Annotated in this window: 15 protein-coding genes; 7 read left to right on the plus strand and 8 right to left on the minus strand. The window is 71.5% G+C overall.

Features of this window, described 5'->3' with window-relative positions:
• The first annotated feature begins 92 nt into the window (after window positions 1-92).
• Window positions 93-1310 carry a formaldehyde dehydrogenase, glutathione-independent gene (gene fdhA, locus EVS81_RS11285; protein WP_130110477.1) on the plus strand — a complete coding sequence of 406 codons (1218 nt, stop codon included), beginning with the start codon at window positions 93-95 and terminating at the stop codon, window positions 1308-1310.
• Between the two features lie 135 nt (window positions 1311-1445).
• On the opposite strand, the gene EVS81_RS11290 is transcribed toward fdhA, so the two are convergent.
• From EVS81_RS11290 to EVS81_RS11300, 3 genes are all read right to left on the minus strand, one after another.
• Window positions 1446-1715 (minus strand): GlsB/YeaQ/YmgE family stress response membrane protein, encoded by a 270-nt coding sequence (locus tag EVS81_RS11290; RefSeq protein WP_130110478.1) that lies wholly within the window; start codon window positions 1713-1715, stop codon window positions 1446-1448.
• 126 nt (window positions 1716-1841) lie between these two features.
• Window positions 1842-2141, minus strand: a complete 300-nt coding sequence (locus tag EVS81_RS11295; RefSeq protein WP_130110479.1) for a DUF7882 family protein — start codon at window positions 2139-2141, stop codon at window positions 1842-1844.
• 40 nt (window positions 2142-2181) lie between these two features.
• Window positions 2182-2511: a DUF7882 family protein gene (locus EVS81_RS11300; protein ID WP_130110480.1), complete on the minus strand. Its 330-nt coding sequence runs from the start codon at window positions 2509-2511 to the stop codon at window positions 2182-2184.
• Between the two features lie 78 nt (window positions 2512-2589).
• On the opposite strand from EVS81_RS11300, the gene EVS81_RS11305 reads away from it, so the two are divergent.
• Window positions 2590-3225, plus strand: coding sequence for a Maf family protein (locus EVS81_RS11305; RefSeq protein WP_130110481.1), 636 nt, complete (start codon window positions 2590-2592; stop codon window positions 3223-3225).
• Between the two features lie 102 nt (window positions 3226-3327).
• Here the strand turns inward: EVS81_RS11305 and EVS81_RS11310 are convergent, their stop codons facing one another.
• Window positions 3328-5010, minus strand: coding sequence for a PucR family transcriptional regulator (locus EVS81_RS11310; RefSeq protein ID WP_130110482.1), 1683 nt, complete (start codon window positions 5008-5010; stop codon window positions 3328-3330).
• 224 nt (window positions 5011-5234) lie between these two features.
• Here EVS81_RS11310 and EVS81_RS11315 point away from each other — a divergent pair, with 224 nt between their 5' ends.
• Window positions 5235-6719: a CoA-acylating methylmalonate-semialdehyde dehydrogenase gene (locus EVS81_RS11315; RefSeq protein ID WP_130110483.1), complete on the plus strand. Its 1485-nt coding sequence runs from the start codon at window positions 5235-5237 to the stop codon at window positions 6717-6719.
• 281 nt (window positions 6720-7000) lie between these two features.
• Window positions 7001-8392 carry an aspartate aminotransferase family protein gene (locus EVS81_RS11320; protein ID WP_130110484.1) on the plus strand — a complete coding sequence of 464 codons (1392 nt, stop codon included), beginning with the start codon at window positions 7001-7003 and terminating at the stop codon, window positions 8390-8392.
• Window positions 8393-8713: 321 nt separating this feature from the next.
• Here the strand turns inward: EVS81_RS11320 and EVS81_RS11325 are convergent, their stop codons facing one another.
• The 3 genes from EVS81_RS11325 to EVS81_RS11335 form a co-directional block, all read right to left on the minus strand.
• The gene (locus EVS81_RS11325) at window positions 8714-9520 is read right to left on the minus strand and encodes a CE1759 family FMN reductase (RefSeq protein ID WP_338034592.1); all 807 of its coding nucleotides are present in this window, start codon (window positions 9518-9520) and stop codon (window positions 8714-8716) included.
• Between the two features lie 106 nt (window positions 9521-9626).
• Entirely contained in the window at window positions 9627-10061 is a 435-nt protein-coding gene (locus EVS81_RS11330) for a MarR family winged helix-turn-helix transcriptional regulator (protein WP_240739821.1), read from the minus strand.
• A gap of 63 nt (window positions 10062-10124) precedes the next feature.
• Entirely contained in the window at window positions 10125-11309 is a 1185-nt protein-coding gene (locus EVS81_RS11335) for a CE1758 family FMN-dependent luciferase-like monooxygenase (RefSeq protein ID WP_130110486.1), read from the minus strand.
• Window positions 11310-11657: 348 nt separating this feature from the next.
• Here EVS81_RS11335 and EVS81_RS11340 point away from each other — a divergent pair, with 348 nt between their 5' ends.
• From EVS81_RS11340 to EVS81_RS11350, 3 genes are all read left to right on the plus strand, one after another.
• Window positions 11658-12482: a hypothetical protein gene (locus tag EVS81_RS11340; RefSeq protein ID WP_205879326.1), complete on the plus strand. Its 825-nt coding sequence runs from the start codon at window positions 11658-11660 to the stop codon at window positions 12480-12482.
• 23 nt (window positions 12483-12505) lie between these two features.
• A complete protein-coding gene (locus EVS81_RS11345) occupies window positions 12506-14905 on the plus strand; it encodes a YhgE/Pip domain-containing protein (RefSeq protein WP_130110487.1) in 2400 nt (799 codons plus the stop codon).
• Window positions 14906-15149: 244 nt separating this feature from the next.
• Window positions 15150-15737: a TetR/AcrR family transcriptional regulator gene (locus tag EVS81_RS11350; protein ID WP_130110488.1), complete on the plus strand. Its 588-nt coding sequence runs from the start codon at window positions 15150-15152 to the stop codon at window positions 15735-15737.
• Between the two features lie 122 nt (window positions 15738-15859).
• On the opposite strand, the gene EVS81_RS11355 is transcribed toward EVS81_RS11350, so the two are convergent.
• Window positions 15860-17062, minus strand: a complete 1203-nt coding sequence (locus tag EVS81_RS11355) for a pyridoxal phosphate-dependent aminotransferase (RefSeq protein ID WP_130110489.1) — start codon at window positions 17060-17062, stop codon at window positions 15860-15862.
• Window positions 17063-17377: the final 315 nt, after the last annotated feature.

A 17377-nucleotide genomic window follows, 5' to 3' on the forward strand; every position in this document is an offset into this window, starting at 1 on the left:
TCTGCCCGTCGCCGGAGTAATTGAACCGGGTTCCAGGTTCATCGATACTCGGGGGACGTGGCACGGTCGGCCACCTGTCGGAAAGGACGAAGATGTCTGGAAACAGAGCAGTCGCATACCAGGGTCCCGGTGTGGTGGAGGTGATCGACACCCCCTATCCCGAGTTCGAGCTGAAGGACGGCCCGGGGGTGAATCCGGCCAACGTGGGCCGCAAGGTGCCGCACGGCGCGATCCTGCGCACGGTGGCCACGAACATCTGCGGTTCGGATCAGCACATGGTGCGCGGCCGCACCACGGCTCCCGAGGGGCTCGTCCTCGGGCATGAGATCACGGGCGAGGTGGTCGAGGTCGGGCCCGACGTCGAGTTCATCAAGGTCGGCGATATCGTCTCGGTGCCCTTCAACATCGCGTGCGGACGCTGCCGCAACTGCAAGGAGGGCAAGACCGGGATCTGCCTCAACGTCAACCCGGATCGGCCCGGCAGCGCCTACGGCTACGTCGACATGGGCGGCTGGGTCGGCGGACAGGCCGAGTTCGTGCTGGTGCCCTACGCCGATTGGAACCTGCTGAAGTTTCCGGACCGGGATCAGGCCCTGGAGAAGATCCTCGACCTGACGATGCTCTCCGACATCTTCCCGACGGGCTTCCACGGCGCCTACACGGCCGGGGTCGGACCGGGCTCGACGGTCTACATCGCGGGGGCCGGCCCGGTGGGCATCGCGGCGGCGGTGGGCGCGCAGCTGCTGGGCGCCGCGTGCGTGATCGTGGGGGATCTCAACGAGGATCGACTCGCCCAGGCGCGCTCGTTCGGGTGCGAGACCGTCGACGTCTCCCAGGGGGATCCGCGGGATCAGATCGAGCAGATCCTCGGCGTGCCGGAGGTGGAGTGCGGGGTCGACGCCGTCGGCTTCGAAGCCCGGGGGCACGGAGCGGATGCCGCGCAGGAGGCTCCCGCGACCGTGCTGAACTCGCTGATGGACCTCACGGAGGCGGGCGGCGCGCTCGGCATTCCAGGGCTCTACGTGACGGGCGATCCCGGCGGTGTCGACGCGGCGGCGAAGGAGGGCTCGCTCTCGATCCGCCTCGGCCTGGGGTGGGCGAAGTCGCTGTCGTTCACCACGGGGCAGTGCCCCGTGATGCGGTACAACCGCCGGCTCATGCAGGCGATCCTGCACGACAAGGTGCAGATCGCGAAGGCCGTGCGGGCTACGCCGATCTCGCTGGAGGACGCTCCGCGCGGGTACGCCGAGTTCGACCAGGGTGCCGCGAAGAAGTACGTGCTCAACCCGAACGGCTACATCACGACGTGACCTCGCACCGGCCCCGCCGGTGACCGCGCCGAGGCCGGCGGCCCCCTTCGGGGGAGCCGCCGGCCTCGGGCGTTCGATGGCCCGTGGGACCGCCGCCGCGCGGCGCGCCCTGCTCGGCGAACCGGGCCCGCGATGTCAGGCGTCGCGTCGGCTGCGCCCCACGATGAGCCCGTAGATGAGCAGGACCAGGATGGATCCGCCGATGGCGAGCAGCCAGGTCTCGAGCGAGAAGAACGCGCCGATGTCGGCCCCGAACAGGAGCGAGCCGAGCCATCCGCCCACGATCGCCCCCACGACGCCGAGGAGCAGCGTGGCGATCCAGCCGCCGCCCTGGCGGCCGGGAAGGATCGCCTTCGCGATGGCGCCGGCGATGAGTCCGAGAATCAGAAATGCGAGGATGCCCATGAGAACTCCTTACCTTCGGGACGGAGGATCCGTCTTTCTGGCGTCAACGGTACGGCGTGCCGAACGCGGGCGGTAAGGGGCTTGCGAGGGCGGCGCCGGGCGGTGTAGAACGGGCGCCGCGCGAGATCACTGATGGTCCTGATCAGGCGGTTCGGGCAGGAGGCGCAGGCCGGCGGGGGCGTTGGCCGCCGCGGTCAGCTCCTCGATCCAGGCGCGGTTGAGCGTCGGCGTGTCGGCCGATTCGAACTCGAACTGCAGGGGGATCGAGGGCTGCAGCCAGATGCTGCGCTGGATGCCGGCGTCGTTCCAGGTGAAGAGCAGGCTCTCCTGCTGCAGCAGCTTCGTCATGACGACCGTGCGCAGATGGGTGAGCGCGCGGTCGTCGAAGCGGAAGATCTGCGACGGGCCGTAGTGCAGGTATCCCACGGGATGCCTCCTCAGGGGTGCGTGGACGATGGTGGGCGGATCAGCCCGCGGAGCGCTGCGCCGCGTAGGTCTCGGCTTCCTTCTCGGTGATGAGGATCAAGCCGCGCGGCGTGTGGGAGAGTTCGCCGAGCACGTCAATCCACGTCTCGTTGAGCTCGGGCGTTCGGCTGCCGGAGAAGCGGAAGATGAGCGGGATCGCGGGCGAGAGCCAGAGCGAGACCCGGCCGCTGCCGCGCTCGACCGGATTGGTCCAGCTCAGGAAGAAGCTCTCCTGGCGGCGCAGCTTCATGCCGACCGCCACCTTGAGGTGCGCCAGCGTGCGATCCTCGACCGGATACTCGACCGATGCTGCGTAGATGAGATGCCCCATCCCCCCATCATCCCACTCGCTCCGACGCGGCACCAGACCCGGCGGGGTGGGGCGCCGATCCCGCGTAGACTCGGCCCCATGCGTCTGTACCTCGCCTCCACGTCGCCGGCCCGCCTCTCCGTGCTCCGCGGAGCCGGGATCGAGCCGATCTGCATCGCCCCGCAGGTCGACGAGGAGGCGGCGGTCACGGCGCGCGAGGCCGAGCTGGGCCGACCGCTCGCGGCCCCGGAGCTCACCGAGTACCTCGGGCGGCTCAAGGCCGAGGACGTTGTGCGCCGGCACGGGCACGAGATCGACGGACTCGTGCTCGGCGGCGATTCCATGTTCCTGCTCGACGGCGAGATCCTGGGCAAGCCGCACGAGCCGCAGGTGGCGCTCGAGCGGGCCCGGCGGCACCGCGGGAGCACGGGTGCCCTGCACTCCGGCCACTGGCTCGTCGATCACACCGGCGGCGAGGTCCGCGCGGCCGCCGGCGCCGTGGACACGGCGCTCGTGACGCTCTCGGCCGACCTCGGCGACGCCGAGCTGGCGGCCTACGTGGCGACGGGCGAGCCCCTGGAGCTGGCCGGAGGGTTCGCGATCGACGGGCTCGCCGGTGCGTTCATCGAGCGCGTCGAGGGCGCTCCGAGCTGCGTGATCGGCCTGTCGCTGCCGGCACTGCGGCGGCTCGTGATCGAGCTCGGTCACGACTACCCGAGCCTGTGGACGGAATAGCGCCGGGAGTTCGACCGGCCGGGCGATTGCCACGGCCGAGGGGGTCAGATGAACTCATGAATTGAGTTCTACTGCGAACCTCTGACAACGACCGATCCCGGGTCAGCCCTTCGCGAGCAGGGCGACGGCGAGCGTCGCGATCACGCTGCCGTCGGCGAGGTCGACCCCCAGCAGCTCCTCGATGAGCGCCAGGCGCTGGTAGAAGACCGAGCGCGAGAGCCTGGCGCGTCGGGCCGCGAGCGAGCGGTTCGTCGGGTGCTCCAGGTAGGCGCGCAGCACGAGCAGCAGGTCGCCGCTGTGCCCGGGGCCGCTCGCGGCGTCGTGCTCGAGCAGCGGCGCGAGCGCCTCGGCCGCGAACTCCTGCACCTCCGGCGCGGCCGACAGCCCGCGCACCAGGTAGGCGAGCGGCTGCCGTTCGGCCTGCTGCACGCTCACGCGCCCGGTGCGCGCCGCGGGATCCAGCACACCGGCCGCGCGCACCTGCTCGAGCGAGGTGATGAGGGAGCGCACGCGGGTGCCGGAGGCGCCCATGCCGAGATGCGCGCGCCAGACCGCCGGCGTCGTCTCGGGGAGCAGCATGTCGAGCTCGTGCGCGAGCCGCACCGCGAGCGGCGGCACCGCCTCGCCCGTGCCGGCGATGCGGGGGTCGTCGTGGGAGAACGAGAGCAGGGCGAGCAGCACCGGGCCGCCGTCGTCGCCGATCCCTGCGCGGCCCATCGGGCTGCCGGAATCTGCGGTATCGGGAGCGAGGATCACCCGCCCCTCCGGCGCCACGGCGCGGCGCAGCGCGGTCTCGAGGATCGCGCGCTCGAGCGGGGCGTCGTGCCCGTGAGTCGAGTCGAAGTCGCCGATTCCCCGCAGCGTGGCCCCCAGCAGGGTGCGGCCCTCCACCGGCAGGCCGCCCGCCGCGAGCTGCACCGCCAGTTCGTCGGCCCTGCGGTAGCGGCCGCCGAGCAGCACGTCGAACAGGCGCTTCGAGCCGAGTTCGAGCCACTGCTCGCCCTCCGGGTCGGCGAGGCGACCGAGCGCGAGCGCGAAGGCTCCGAGCTCGAGCACCGTGCGACGCCCCGCGGGATGCGGCGGACCCGGCAGCGCGGTGAGGCGGCCCCAGCGCCGGCCCTGCGCTTCGACCGGCACGCGATCCCAGTCCGCGGGAGCGGGAGGCTGCTGCGCCGTCGCGCCCCAGTGCGCGAGCGCGCTGTCGGCGTCGTCCGGACCCGACCACGCGACGACGCGCCGTGCCGAGTCCTCGAGCACGACCGTCGCATCGAGGGTGTCGGCGAGGCGCTCGACGACGTAGTCGACGGGGCTGCGATTGAGGCCCAGCTCCGTGAGCATCGTGTGCACCTCGGCGCGGGCGGCGAGCGCCTCGTGCTGGTCGGCGAGCACCCGCTGATGGATGCGCTGGGTGATCTGCACGAAGCGCACCTCGCGGTGCAGGGCGATGAGCGGGATGCCGTGCGCCTCGCACGCCGCGGCGAGCGGTGCGGGCGCGGCATCGAAGTTGCGGCCCAGCTCGAGGATCACGGCCGCCGGGTCGGCCTCGGCGAGCCGGCGCGCGAGGCCGTCCAGCTCGGCGGTGTCGCGGGGCCACCCCGCGCCGGTGGTGAGCACGAGCTCGCCGCCGTCGAGCAGCTGCGCGGCTCCGGTGCCCGCGACCACGTGGGCCCAGCGGATCGACCGGCCGAGGCCGAGCGATCCCGCGATGAGCTCGGGGGATCCGGCCAGCACCTCGGGCAGTTCGAGGGCGTCGCTCACCGAGAAGGCGCCCGGCGCGTGATCCATGCGGTTGCCCTCCATGCGGTCTCTCGGTGCGGCTGCCCCGGTGCGGCGGTTCCCGGCGCAGCCGTCCCTGGTGCCGCGGTTCGACAGCGTCCATACACAGTGTACGGGAAACGTGGAAGTTCGCGATACTGTGCCGGTGGTGATGCCGTGAATCCGTTGAAATACTGGGAGGCATCGCGCTTCAGCGATCCCGAACATATTGATCGATTTGAGAGGACTATCGGATGGCACTCATCCCTCACGTCATCGGCGGAGAGAAGATCACCGCGGCCGAGCGCACCCAGCCGGTCTACAACCCGGCGACTGGCGAGCAGCAGCACGAGCTGGCGATCGCGTCGGTCGCGACGGTCGAGGAGGCCATCGCCGCTGCGAAGGCGGCACTGCCGGCGTGGCGCAAGACGAGCCTCACCAAGCGCGCCGACGTCTTCTTCAACCTGCGCCAGCTGCTCAAGCAGCGCACCCCCGAGCTCGCCGCCATCGTCACGAGCGAGCACGGCAAGGTGCTCTCGGACGCCGCCGGCGAGATCGCGCGCGGGCTCGAGAACGTCGAGTTCGCCTCGGGCCTGCTGCACCTGCTGAAGGGCGAGCGCGACGAGCAGGTCTCGACCGGCGTCGACGTGCACTCGATCAAGCAGCCGGTGGGCGTGGTCGCGGCGATCACCCCGTTCAACTTCCCGGTCATGGTGCCGCTCTGGATGATCGCCAGCGCGATCGCGTGCGGCAACACGGTCGTGCTCAAGCCCTCCGAGCGCGATCCCTCCGCATCGATCTTCATCGCCGATCTCTTCCGCGAGGCCGGGCTGCCCGACGGCGTGCTCAACGTCGTCAACGGCGACAAGGTGGCGGTCGACACCCTGCTCGACAGCCGCGACGTCAAGGCCATCAGCTTCGTCGGCTCCACTCCCATCGCCAAGTACATCTACGAGCGGGCGGCCGCCAACGGCAAGCGCGTGCAGGCGCTCGGCGGCGCGAAGAACCACATGATCGTCATGCCCGACGCCGACCTGAACGGTGCGGCCGACGCCGCGGTCTCGGCCGCGTACGGCTCGGCCGGCGAGCGCTGCATGGCGGTCTCGGTCGTAGTGGCCGTCGGCGGCGTGGGCGACGAGCTCGTGCAGAAGATCGCCGACCGCATGGCCGACCTCACGATCGGCGACGGCACGGATCCCGCCTCCGAGATGGGTCCGCTCATCACGCGAGAGGCGAAGGAGCGCGTGGAGTCGTACGTCGCAGGAGCCGAGGCCGAGGGCGCGACCGTGGTCGTGGACGGCCGCGAGGCGCAGTTCGAGGGCGACGGCTTCTTCACCGGCGTCTCGCTGATCGACCACGTCAAGACCGACAGCAAGGTCTACCGCGAGGAGATCTTCGGCCCGGTGCTCGCGGTGGTGCGCGTCGACACCTACGAAGAGGGCGTGCAGCTCATCAACGAGCACCAGTTCGGCAACGGCACCGCGATCTTCACCCGCGACGGCGGCGTCGCCCGCCAGTTCGAGTTCGAGGTCGAGGCGGGCATGGTCGGGATCAACGTGCCGATCCCCGTGCCGGTCGGCTCGTTCTCGTTCGGCGGCTGGAAGGACTCGCTCTTCGGCGACGCGCACATCTACGGCCCCGAGTCGGTTCACTTCTACACCCGCTCCAAGGTGGTCACCACGCGCTGGCCCAAGCCCGAGCAGTCGAAGGTCGACCTCGGCTTCCCCAGCAACAGCTGATCCTCCTCCGCGATCGGAGCGATCGGCGGGCCGCTCCGCCGATCGCTCCGATCGAGCGGGGGCGTTCCGCCGATCGAGCGGTTCACCCCACCGGTCGCGCGGTTCGCGCCGCCGATCGAGCGGAGTCGAGATCCGCACCAGCGGATCCCGGCTCCGCCGCGCTCCGCACCAGCGGATCCCGGCTCCGCCGCGCTCCGCACCAGCGGATCCCGGCTCCGCCGCGCTCCGCACCTCCGGCCGCCGGGCCGCACAGATCCTGACACACGAGAGAGAATGACCGCATGACCGACTTCATCGACCTGAACGGCGCCGAGCAGAGCTTCGGCGACTCCGACGCTCAGCGCGAGGTGCGCGCGAACGACCGACAGTACGTCTTCCACTCCTGGTCGGCGCAGAACAAGATCGATCCGCTGCCCATCGCCAAGGGCGAGGGCGCGCGCTTCTGGGACTACGACGGCAACGAGTTCCTGGACTTCTCCTCGCAGCTCGTCAACCTGAACCTGGGTCACCAGCACCCGGGCCTCGTGCGCGCGATCCAGGAGCAGGCCGGTCGCCTCGCGACGATCCAGCCGTCCATCGCCAACGACGTGCGCGGCGAGCTCGCCAAGCGCATCGTCGAGCACTCCTTCGATGGCGCGCGCTCGGTGTTCTTCACCAACGGCGGCGCCGAGGCCAACGAGTATGCGGTGCGCATGGCACGCCACCACACCGGCCGGCAGAAGGTGCTCGCGCGCTACCGCTCGTACCACGGCTCGACGGCGACGGCCATCACGGCGACCGGCGATCCGCGCCGCTGGGCGAACGGCGTGCTCGACGCCGGCGTGGTGCACTTCTTCGGGCCCTACCCGTACCGCTCCGAATTCTTCTCGGAGAGCCCCGAGCAGGAGACGGAGCGCGCGCTCGCGCACCTCGAGCACACCATCCAGCTCGAGGGTCCCGACACCATCGCGGCGATCATTCTCGAGACCGTCACCGGCACCAACGGCGTGCTCGTGCCGACGCCCGGCTACCTGGCCGGCGTGCGCGCGCTCTGTGACAGGTACGGCATCGTGATGATCGCCGACGAGGTCATGGTGGGCTTCGGCCGCACCGGGGAGTGGTTCGCCTACCAGGGCTTCGATGTGCAGCCCGATCTGGTGACCTTCGCGAAGGGCGTCAACTCCGGCTACGTGCCGCTCGGCGGCGTCGTCATCTCAGAGGCGATCCACAACACCTTCGGCGACCGGGCCTTCCCGGGCGGGCTCACCTACTCGGGCCACCCGCTGGCGTGCGCCGCGGGCGTCGCGACCTTCGACATCTTCGAGGAGGAGGGGATCCTCGAGCGGGTGCGGGATCTCGGCTCGCGCGTCATCGCACCGCGCCTGGCCGAGCTCGCCGCCAAGCACCCGTCGGTCGGGGAGTTCCGCGGTCTCGGACTGTTCTGGGCGATGGATCTGGTGCTGGATCGCGAGACCCGCGAGCCGCTCGTGCCGTACAACGCCGCCGGCGAGGCGGCCGCGCCGATGAACGCGGTGGTCGCGGCCTGCAAGGCCGGGGGACTGTTCCCGTTCGTGCACTTCAACCGCCTGCAGATCGCCCCGCCGCTGGTGATCGGCGAGGACGAGCTGGTGCGTGGCCTCGACATCATCGACGCGGCGCTCGACGTGGCCGACGGGTACACCACCGGCGCGTAGGCCCTGCGGTCGGCGCGTGAAGCCGCGCGCCGACGGCGGGCACAGGCCACCCCGTTCGGCGCGCGGGGCCGCCGGTCGCGCCGGTCGCGCCGGTCGCGCCGGTCGCTTCGAAGTGGGAGTCCCGTTCTGCCGCATCGTTCCGACGGATGCGGCAGAACGGGACTCCCACTTCGCGCGTGCCGCGGGCTGCGTGCTGCGTGCGGCGGGATGCGGGCTGCGGGGGCCCGGGTGCCGTGCGGTGCAGGTGCTGCGAGGCCCGGGTGCTGCGGGGGCCCGGGTGCGGCGGGGTGCAGGTGCTGCGGGGCCCGGGGCTCGGTCGGCCTAGCGGCCGCCGGTCGCGAGGCGCATGAGGTCGGAGTCGAGGTCGATGCCGAGCTCGGCGCCGCCAGCGCTGCCGTAGGAGTGCTGGTAGCTGCCCCACGCATCGCCGCGCACCGCCGTGCGGAAGCCTCCGGCCACGAGCGCCACGAGCTCGCCGGCCGCGCGCTCGATCCGCCCGCCGAAGCCGCGGTCGTTCCAATCTTCGGGGGCCGCGAAGAGCGACGTGGGCGCCGTGACCGTGCGCAGGTAGGCGAAGAGGCCGCGCAACTGCTCGTCGACCACGAGCGCGTGGCGCGCGCTGCCCGCGGTCGCGGCCAGCGCGACGGGAGTGCCGATGAGCAGGTCGTTGTCGAGCACCTGGAAGAAGGACGTGAACAGGCCGCTGGGTCCGGCCTTGTAGACCGGAGTCGACGCGACGAGCGCGTCGGCGTCGCGCAGCGTGTCGCTCGCGCGCTGCAGCTCGGGCGAGACGTGCTGCGCGACGAGGGCGGTCGTGATGTCCGCGGCCAGGGCCCGGAGATCGATGAGGCGCACGCCCAGTTCGAAGCCGCGCCGTGCTGCCAGCGCGACGGCGCGGTCTGCGACCCGGGTCGCGAGCATCGTGGTCGTGGAGGGATCGCTCGTGCCGGCGGTGATCACCGCGAGGGTGCGGGGCGGTGCGGGCTGCCCCGGCTCCGCGGTCGTGCGCTGAGCGGCTCCGTCGAATGGTGCGTTCATGTGCTGTCGTGCTTTCTCGAGAGTGATCTGATCGTGGGGTGTCGCAGGATCCTCGGGTGTGGATCCTGCGGCTGCGTTCGCTGCGCTCACTCCGCGCAGGATGACCGGGTTGGGATCTCGAGCGGCGAGGCTCCTGTCATCCTGCGCGGAGGCGAGGAACGAGCCGGAGTCGCAGGATCCAGCGGGAGAAACCCGTCTACGCGACGAGCTTGCGGCAGAGGCGCTGGAGCTCCCGCATCTCGTCGGCGCTGAGCGCGGATCCGAGCTCGCGGCCCACGCTCTTCGCGTGCGCGCGTCCCACCTCGCGCTGGATGCGCGCGCCGGCATCGGTGAGCGACACGCGCACCGCCCGCCCGTCCTCGGCGTCTGCCTCGCGGCGCACCAGGCCGCGCCCCGCCAGTCGGTCGACCATGCGCGAGAGCGCCGGCTGACTGAGCAGCACGCCGTCCTGGATCTCGCAGATCCGCATCGGCTCGTCGCCCTTCGCGAGGGTGTAGAGCACGTCGTACTCGCGCATGCCGACCTCGCTCCACATGTCCTCCGCGGCGAAGCCGCTCATGAGCGCGGCGTGGGCGGTCATGACCGCTTCCCAGGCCTCGTTGGCGAGCCTGAGGTCGGTGCGTGCGTTCATGGTCATTCCTTCTGGTTGCGAAGCGTGTGCGATCCGGGGCGCGCGAGTGGCGCCGCAGCGGGGTCAGAGCCCGAAGGCCGCGCCGCTCTTCGGCGATGAATCGAGGTAGGGGGATCCGCCCGTCACGTTATCACCGCGGTTCGCCCGCGGGCGCGGCTGGCGCGGCGGCTCGTCGCCGTACTTGGCCCGCACGAGTGAGGCGTGGGTGGGGCTCTCGGGCACCTCGGGATCCCGATCCTTCGCCATCTCGCGGCGCAGCACCGGGATCACCTCCTCGCCCAGCAGATCGAGCTGCTCGAGCACCGTCTTGAGGGGGAGCCCCGCGTGGTCGACGAGGAACATCTGGCGCTGGTAGTCGCCGAAGACCTCGCGGAAGCCGAGGGTCTTGTCGATGACCTCCTGCGGGCTGCCGACGGTGAGTGGCGTCTGGCTGGTGAAATCCTCGAGCCGGGGACCGTGACCGTAGACGGGCGCCTCGTCGAAGTACGGGCGGAAGCGATCCACGGCGTCCTGCGACCGCTTCGCGATGAACGCCTGGCCGCCCAGACCCACGATCGCCTGCTGTTGCGTGCCGTGGCCGTAATGCTCGTAGCGCTCGCGGTAGAAACGCACCAGGCGCAGGAAGTGCTCGGAGGGCGCGAACAAGTGGTTGGCGAAGAAGCCGTCGCCGTAGTAGGCGGCCTGCTCGGCGATCTCCGGCGTGCGGATCGACCCGTGCCACACGAACGGCGGCACGTCGTCGAGGGGGCGCGGAGTGCTGGTGAAGCCCTGCAGCGGGGTGCGAAAGTTGCCGTCGTAGTCGACGACGTCCTCGCGCCACAGACGGTGCAGCAGGTTGTAGTTGTCGAGCGCGAGGGGGAGCGCGCTGCGGATGTCCTTGCCGAACCAGGGGTAGACGGGTGCGGTATTGCCGCGGCCGAGCATCAGGTCCATGCGGCCCTGCGCCAGGTGCTGCAGCATCGCGTACTCCTCGGCGATGCGCACGGGATCGTTCGTGGTGATGAGCGTGGTGCTGGTGGAGAGCTTGAGCGTCGTCGTCTGCGCCGCGATATAGGCGAGGAAGGTGGTGGGGCTCGATGAGAAGAAGGGTGGATTGTGATGCTCGCCGATGGCGAAGACGTCGAGGCCCACCTCCTCGGCGTGCACGGCGATGCGGGCGAGCCCCTGGATGCGCTCGGCCTCGCTGGGGGTCTCGTCGGCGACGGGGTCTCGGGTGACGTCGCTGACCGAGAAGATCCCGAATTCCATGGTGTGCTCCGTTCTGCAGCGAGTGCGATGGTGATGCGCTTCACGGTAATTATATGCGCTTGCATGTAGTTTAACGCCCGCGGGCGCGGACTATTCCCCGGCCAGCCGCTCGGGGCGAAGCGGAGCTTCGCGCGGCGATGCCGCTGCCTGCCGCGGTGGCGGCAGCGCGGATCGCGGGCCGACGCTTCGCGTCGTCCGGTGAGCGATCCGCGCCTCTGCGGGCAGGCGACGCGCGGAGCGCGGAGCGTGGGCCAGGCGCTCGGAGCGAAGCGGAGCTTGACGATCCCTCGTGTCCGCTTTAGACTGACTAGTCAGTTTAAGAACATCGACGAGAACCGCGAGGACAACGTGAGCACTGCTGCACTCACCGGCGCACGGGAAGCCGCGAGCACCGAGGTGCTCGGAATCGACGACCTGCTCGACCGGAGCGACGCCGACCGGGGCGACGCCGACCGGGGCGACGCCGGCCGGGGCGACGAGCGCTCGCCCGCGGGGCGGGCCGTCGCCGGAGGGCGCACCGCATCCGGCCCCGCGATCGACGTGCGCGACGCCGCCGTCACCGGGCCGCGCGGCCCGGTGTTCGGCCCGCTCACCGCGATGAGCGACCGCCCCGTGACCGTCGTGCGGGGATCCCGCGGCACCGGCCGCACCTCGCTGCTGCTCGCCATCACGGGGCGCATGCGGCTGAGCGAGGGGTCGCTCGTCGCGCTCGGTGCGGCGAAGCCCGCCGAGATCCGGCGCCGCACCGGCATCGCCGGCTTCGCGGAGATCGACGCGCTCGAGCCCGCCGTGACCCTCGGAGCCACGCTGCGCGAGCGCCTCGCCTGGGCGATGCCCTGGTACCGCCGCACACCGCGAATCACCCCGGAGCTCGCGAGCGAGCTGCTCGGCGAGGCGTTCGGCGAGTACGAGCAGCCGGATCCCGACACCCTCGTGCGCGAGCTCGATCCGGCGGAGGAGATGCTCGTGCGTATCTCGCTCGCCCTCATCGAACGGCCCGAGCTGCTAGCGATCGACGATTTCGACGCGCTCCGCGATCCCGCGGAGCGCGCGATCGTGGCCGAGCGGCTCAACGCGCTCGCCGACCGCGGCACCCGGATCGTCGTCGCCACGAGCGACCCCGGCGATCTGCACCGCTTCGCCGGGCACCGTCCGGCTCTCATCGCACTCTGAACCCCGCGTTCGAAGGAAACACCATGTCGCTCTTCACACGCAGCACCGAGCTCGCGCGCTTCCGTCGGGGCACGATGCCCAAGATCGCCCTCGCCGTGCTGCTCGTCATCCCGCTCATCTACGGCGCACTCTATCTATGGGCGTTCTGGGCCCCGACGGACAACATGGACAAGCTTCCCGTCGCCATCGTCAACCTCGATGCGCCGGCCGAGACGCCCGAGGGCGACACGCTCGCCGCCGGGGACGAGGTGGTCGAGCAGCTCGAGGTGAGGCGCGAGCTCGACTGGCGACAGCTCGATGCCGCCGAGGCCGCGCGGTCGGTCGCCGACGGCGAGGTCTACTTCTCGGTCACGATCCCGCGCGACTTCTCGAGCACGCTCGCCGGCCTGCAGGAGGACCCGAAGGCCGGCGAGATCGCGGTCGTCTACAACGACAACAACTCCTTCCTCGCGTCGACGCTCGGGAAGCAGGCGATGGTGCAACTGCGCGACGCGGTGGGCGAGACGGCGACGCGCACGGCCGCCGATCAGGTGCTGGTCGGCATCGAACGCTTGAGCGACGGCACGCGCGACGCGGCCGAGGCGGCCGGCACGCTCGATGCGGGCGCCTCGGCCGTGGCCGACGGGAGCTCCGCGCTGAGCACGGGCCTCGGCGAGCTCGCCGACGGCACCTCTCGGCTGGTGGCGCAGGCGCCAGAGCTCACGAGCGGCACGAGCCGGCTCGCCGACGGGCTCGACGAGGCTCGCTCGGGCAGCGCCCGGCTCGCCGAGGGGAGCGGCGCGCTCGCCGCCGGTGCCGGAGAGGCCGCGACGAAGTCGGGAGAACTGCGCGACGGTCTCGGTCTGCTGGACGACGGTGCGGCGCGAGTCTCGAACGGCACCGCGACCGTGGCCGACGGCACCCGCGGGGTCGCCGACGGCGCAGCCGGCCTCGGGACCGGTGCGGGCGAGCTCGCCGCCGGGATGTCGACGCTCTCGGAGGGCCTCGGGCATCTCGCGGACGGCGCTGCCGCCACCAGCGCGGGTGCCGCAGACCTCTCAGCGGGGTCGGAGACGCTCGGCGACGGCGCGGCGCAGGTCTCGGCCGGGATCGCGAGCATCGCGCAGATGGCGGCCGCGCACCCCGAGATGACGCTCGCTCAGCTCGATGCCGCGCTGCAGGCCCAGGGCACCTCGATCCAGGGCGTCTCCGACGGGGCGGCCGAGGTGAGTTCCGGCGCCTCGACGCTGCGCGACGGTGCGGCGACGCTCGCCGACGGCGCGGCGACGCTCGAGTCCTCGACCCGGACGGCCTCCGAGAGCGCCGCGCAGCTCGTGGACGGGGCCGACCGGATCGCGGGAGCTCTCGGGGACCTCAGCAGCAGCGCGGAGGAGCTCGCGACGGGGGCGTCGCAGGTGTCGGCGGGAGCCGGCATGCTCCACGAGCAGACCGGATCCGCGCACGCGGGCAGCGGCAGGCTCGCGGAGGGAGCCGCCTCGCTCTCCGCCGGCGCGCGGAGCGTGGCCGACGGGAGCGGCACGCTCGCGGGCGGCGTCGCCACGGCGGCCGACGGTGCGGATCGGCTCGCGGCAGGTGCCGGTGATCTCGTCGCGGGCGCGGCCCGACTCGACGACGGCGCGCAGCGGGCGAGCGAGAAGTCGGGCGAGCTCGCGGCGGGCGCCGGCGAGGTGAGCGACGGGGCCGGCGCCTTCGCCGAGCGACTCGCCGAGGGTGCGGACGAGGCGCCCGCGTTCGCGCCCGGTCAGCGCGTCGGGATCGCCGAGACCCTGGCCGCCCCGGTGCAACTCGCCGAGACCACCGAGAACGGGGTGCAGGGGTTCGGCGAGGGCTTCGCCCCCTTCTTCATCGCGCTCGCCTCGTTCGTCGGGGCGCTCATCACCTGGCTGATCCTGCGCCCGCTACCGCGTCGGCCGCTCGCCTCGAACGCCTCGGGGCTGCGCTCGGTGCTCACCGGGTTCCGGCCGGCCGCACTCATCGGCGTGGGGCAGGTGGTCATCATGATGCTCGTGCTGGTGTTCGGGATCGGCATGCGGCCCGCGCACTGGATGGGCATGGCGGCGTTCATGCTGCTCGTCACCCTCGCGTTCCTGGCGCTGCAGCAGATGTTCATCGTGCTGCTCGGCACCGCGACCGGCCGTGTGGTGAGCCTCGTGCTGCTCATGCTCATGCTGTCCTCGTCGGGCGGCACCTACCCGGTCGAGACCACCCCCGGGTTCTTCCAGGCGCTGCACCCCTTCATGCCCGCCTCGTACGTGGTGGACGGCCTGCGGCAGCTGATCGGAGGCGGCCTCGACGGGCGGTTCTGGATCTCGCTCGCGGTGATGCTGGCGGTGCTGCTCGGTTCGCTCGCGATCAGCGCGGTGGCCGCTCGGCGCCAGAAGGTGTGGACGATCCCGCGGCTGCACCCCGAGCTCGCGATCTGAGCGCGGGGCGCGGGCGCTGGCGCTGCGGGTGCGGGTGCGGGCGCTGCGGGTGCGGGATCCGCGGGCCGCGGCGGTGGCCCGCCCTGCGCCGCGCTGCGCCGCGCCCGAAGTGGGAGTCGCGTTCTGCCGCATCCCGCACGCCAATGCGGCAGAACGCGACTCCCACTTCGGGGGCGGCGCGCACGGCAGGGCAGAGTCGGGTGCGGACGCGGCGGGACGGGCCGGAACGCGAGAGGATAGGACCATGGCACGGGGAAGTACGAAGCAGCTCATCACCGACGCGGCGGTGCGCGTCGCGGCGCAGCACGGGATCAGCGGCGCCTCGATGGATCAGATCGCCGAGGCTGCGGGCGTGGCAAAGGGCAGCCTCTACTACAACTTCGCCTCGAAGGATGCGCTCTTCGAGCAGGTGATCCGGGACGGGTTCGAGCGGCTCGGGGACGCGATCGACGCGGCCCGCGACCAGGTGGATCCTGCTGAGGCGCCCCGTGCGGTCGCCGCCGCGACGCTCGAGACGCTGCGAGGCAACCTCGACCTGGCGAAGCTCATGGCCTCGGAAGTGTTTCGCACGGACCGTCCGTGGGCGGAGGCCATGGAGCTGGCTCGATCCTCGGTGGTGGTGCGGTTCCGCGACGTGCTGCGCGACGCCCGGGCGTCGCGGGGCGAGGGTCCGGCGAGCGCCGCAGAGGCCTCTCGTGCCGCCGAGGAGATCACCGAGACGGCCGGGGCGGCCTTCTTCGGCGCCCTCGCCGGGGCCTGCCTCGACTGGTTGCTCTTCCGCCCCGAGCAGCCGGTGGAGCGGGTGCTCGACCAGGTGCTGCGCGCGATCTGAGCCGCGAGCGCGGCACCGCGATCCCCGGCCCCGTGATCGTTGGCGGCGCGATGCTCGGCGGCCGAAGCGAGAAGCCGGTCGGGATCCCGCGATCCCGACCGGCTCCCCGCGGCGCCCGGAGCCTACTCCGAGAGCAGCGCCTGGATGCGGCGCACGCCCTCGATCAGCGCGTCGTCGCCGAGCGCGTAGCTGAAGCGCAGGTAGCCGGAGGGGCCGAAGGCCTCGCCGGGAACCGCGGCGACCTCGGCCTCGGAGAGGATGAGGTCGGCCAGTTCGAGCGAGGTGGCGGGGGTGACCCCGCGGTAGGTCTTGCCGAGCGCGCCCGCGACGTCGACGTAGGCGTAGAAGGCGCCCTCGGGGGTGGGGCAGACGAAGCCGGGAACTCGGTTCAGCTCCTCCACGATCAGCTTGCGGCGGCGGTCGAAGGCCAGCCGCATCTCCTCGATCGGCTCCTGCGGGCCGTTCAGCGCCGCGATCGCCGCGCGCTGCGCGATGTTGTTGACGTTCGAGCAGAGGTGCGACTGCAGGTTCGCCGCGCCCTTGATCACGTCGGCCGGACCGGCCATCCAGCCCAGGCGCCATCCCGTCATCGCGTAGGTCTTCGCGACCCCGTTGACGAGGATCGTGCGATCCTGCAGCGCCGGCACGGCCTCGACGATCGACACCGCCCGCACACCGTCGTAGACGAGATTCTGGTAGATCTCGTCGGCGACGACCCAGAGGCCGTTGGCCTCGGCCCACTCGCCGATCGCGCGTGTCTCCTCGGGGGAGTACACCGCGCCCGTCGGGTTGGACGGCGACACGAAGAGCAGCACCTTCGTGCGCTCGGTGCGGGCCGCTTCGAGCTGCTCGACCGTCACCTTGTATCCGTGGTCGGACCCGGCGAACACCTCGACGGGCACGCCGTCGGCGAGCTGGATCGCCTCGGGATAGGTGGTCCAGAAGGGAGAGGGCACGATCACCTCGTCGCCCGGATCCAGCAGCACCTGGAAGGACTGGTAGACGGCCTGCTTGCCGCCGTTGGTCACGATCACCTGAGCGGCCGGAATGGCCCAGCCCGAATCGCGCGCCGTCTTCGCGGCGATGGCCTCGCGCAGCTCGGGCAGGCCGGTCGCGGCGGTGTACCGGAAGTTCTTGGGATCGTCGAGCGCATCGCGCGCCGCGGCGACGATGTGCTCGGGCGTGGAGAAATCGGGCTCGCCCGCGGCGTAGCTGATCACGGGACGGCCCTCGGCCTGGAGTGCCTTGGCCTTCGCGTCGACCTTGAGCGTCGCGGACTCGGCGATAGCGGCGATCTTCTTCGAAAGACGGGAGATGTTGGTCACACCTCAAGCCTAGCCGCTGCACGGCGATTGCAGCGCCGAACGATGCCCGGTGGCCTCAGAACGCTCGTCGGCGCGGGGGAGAGATACGAGTGCGCGATTCCTCATCCGACGTACCCCAGGCTACGCGCGCCAGTTGTTGCGGTCTCCCGACGGGTTTGGTGACATCTCCTGGCGCGCGAAAGCCGGTTGCGATGGCGAAGGGTGTGTCGGTGCAGTGCTCTGGATGTGTCGGGTCGCCCCGGACAACCGGCATTTCGTATGATCCCACCCAGCGCTGGCCGCTGTCGGCCGTCCGAATCCCCTCTCCCGGGGCGC

Origin of the sequence: Leucobacter triazinivorans (assembly GCF_004208635.1) — a bacterium.
GTDB classification, from domain to species: domain Bacteria; phylum Actinomycetota; class Actinomycetes; order Actinomycetales; family Microbacteriaceae; genus Leucobacter; species Leucobacter triazinivorans.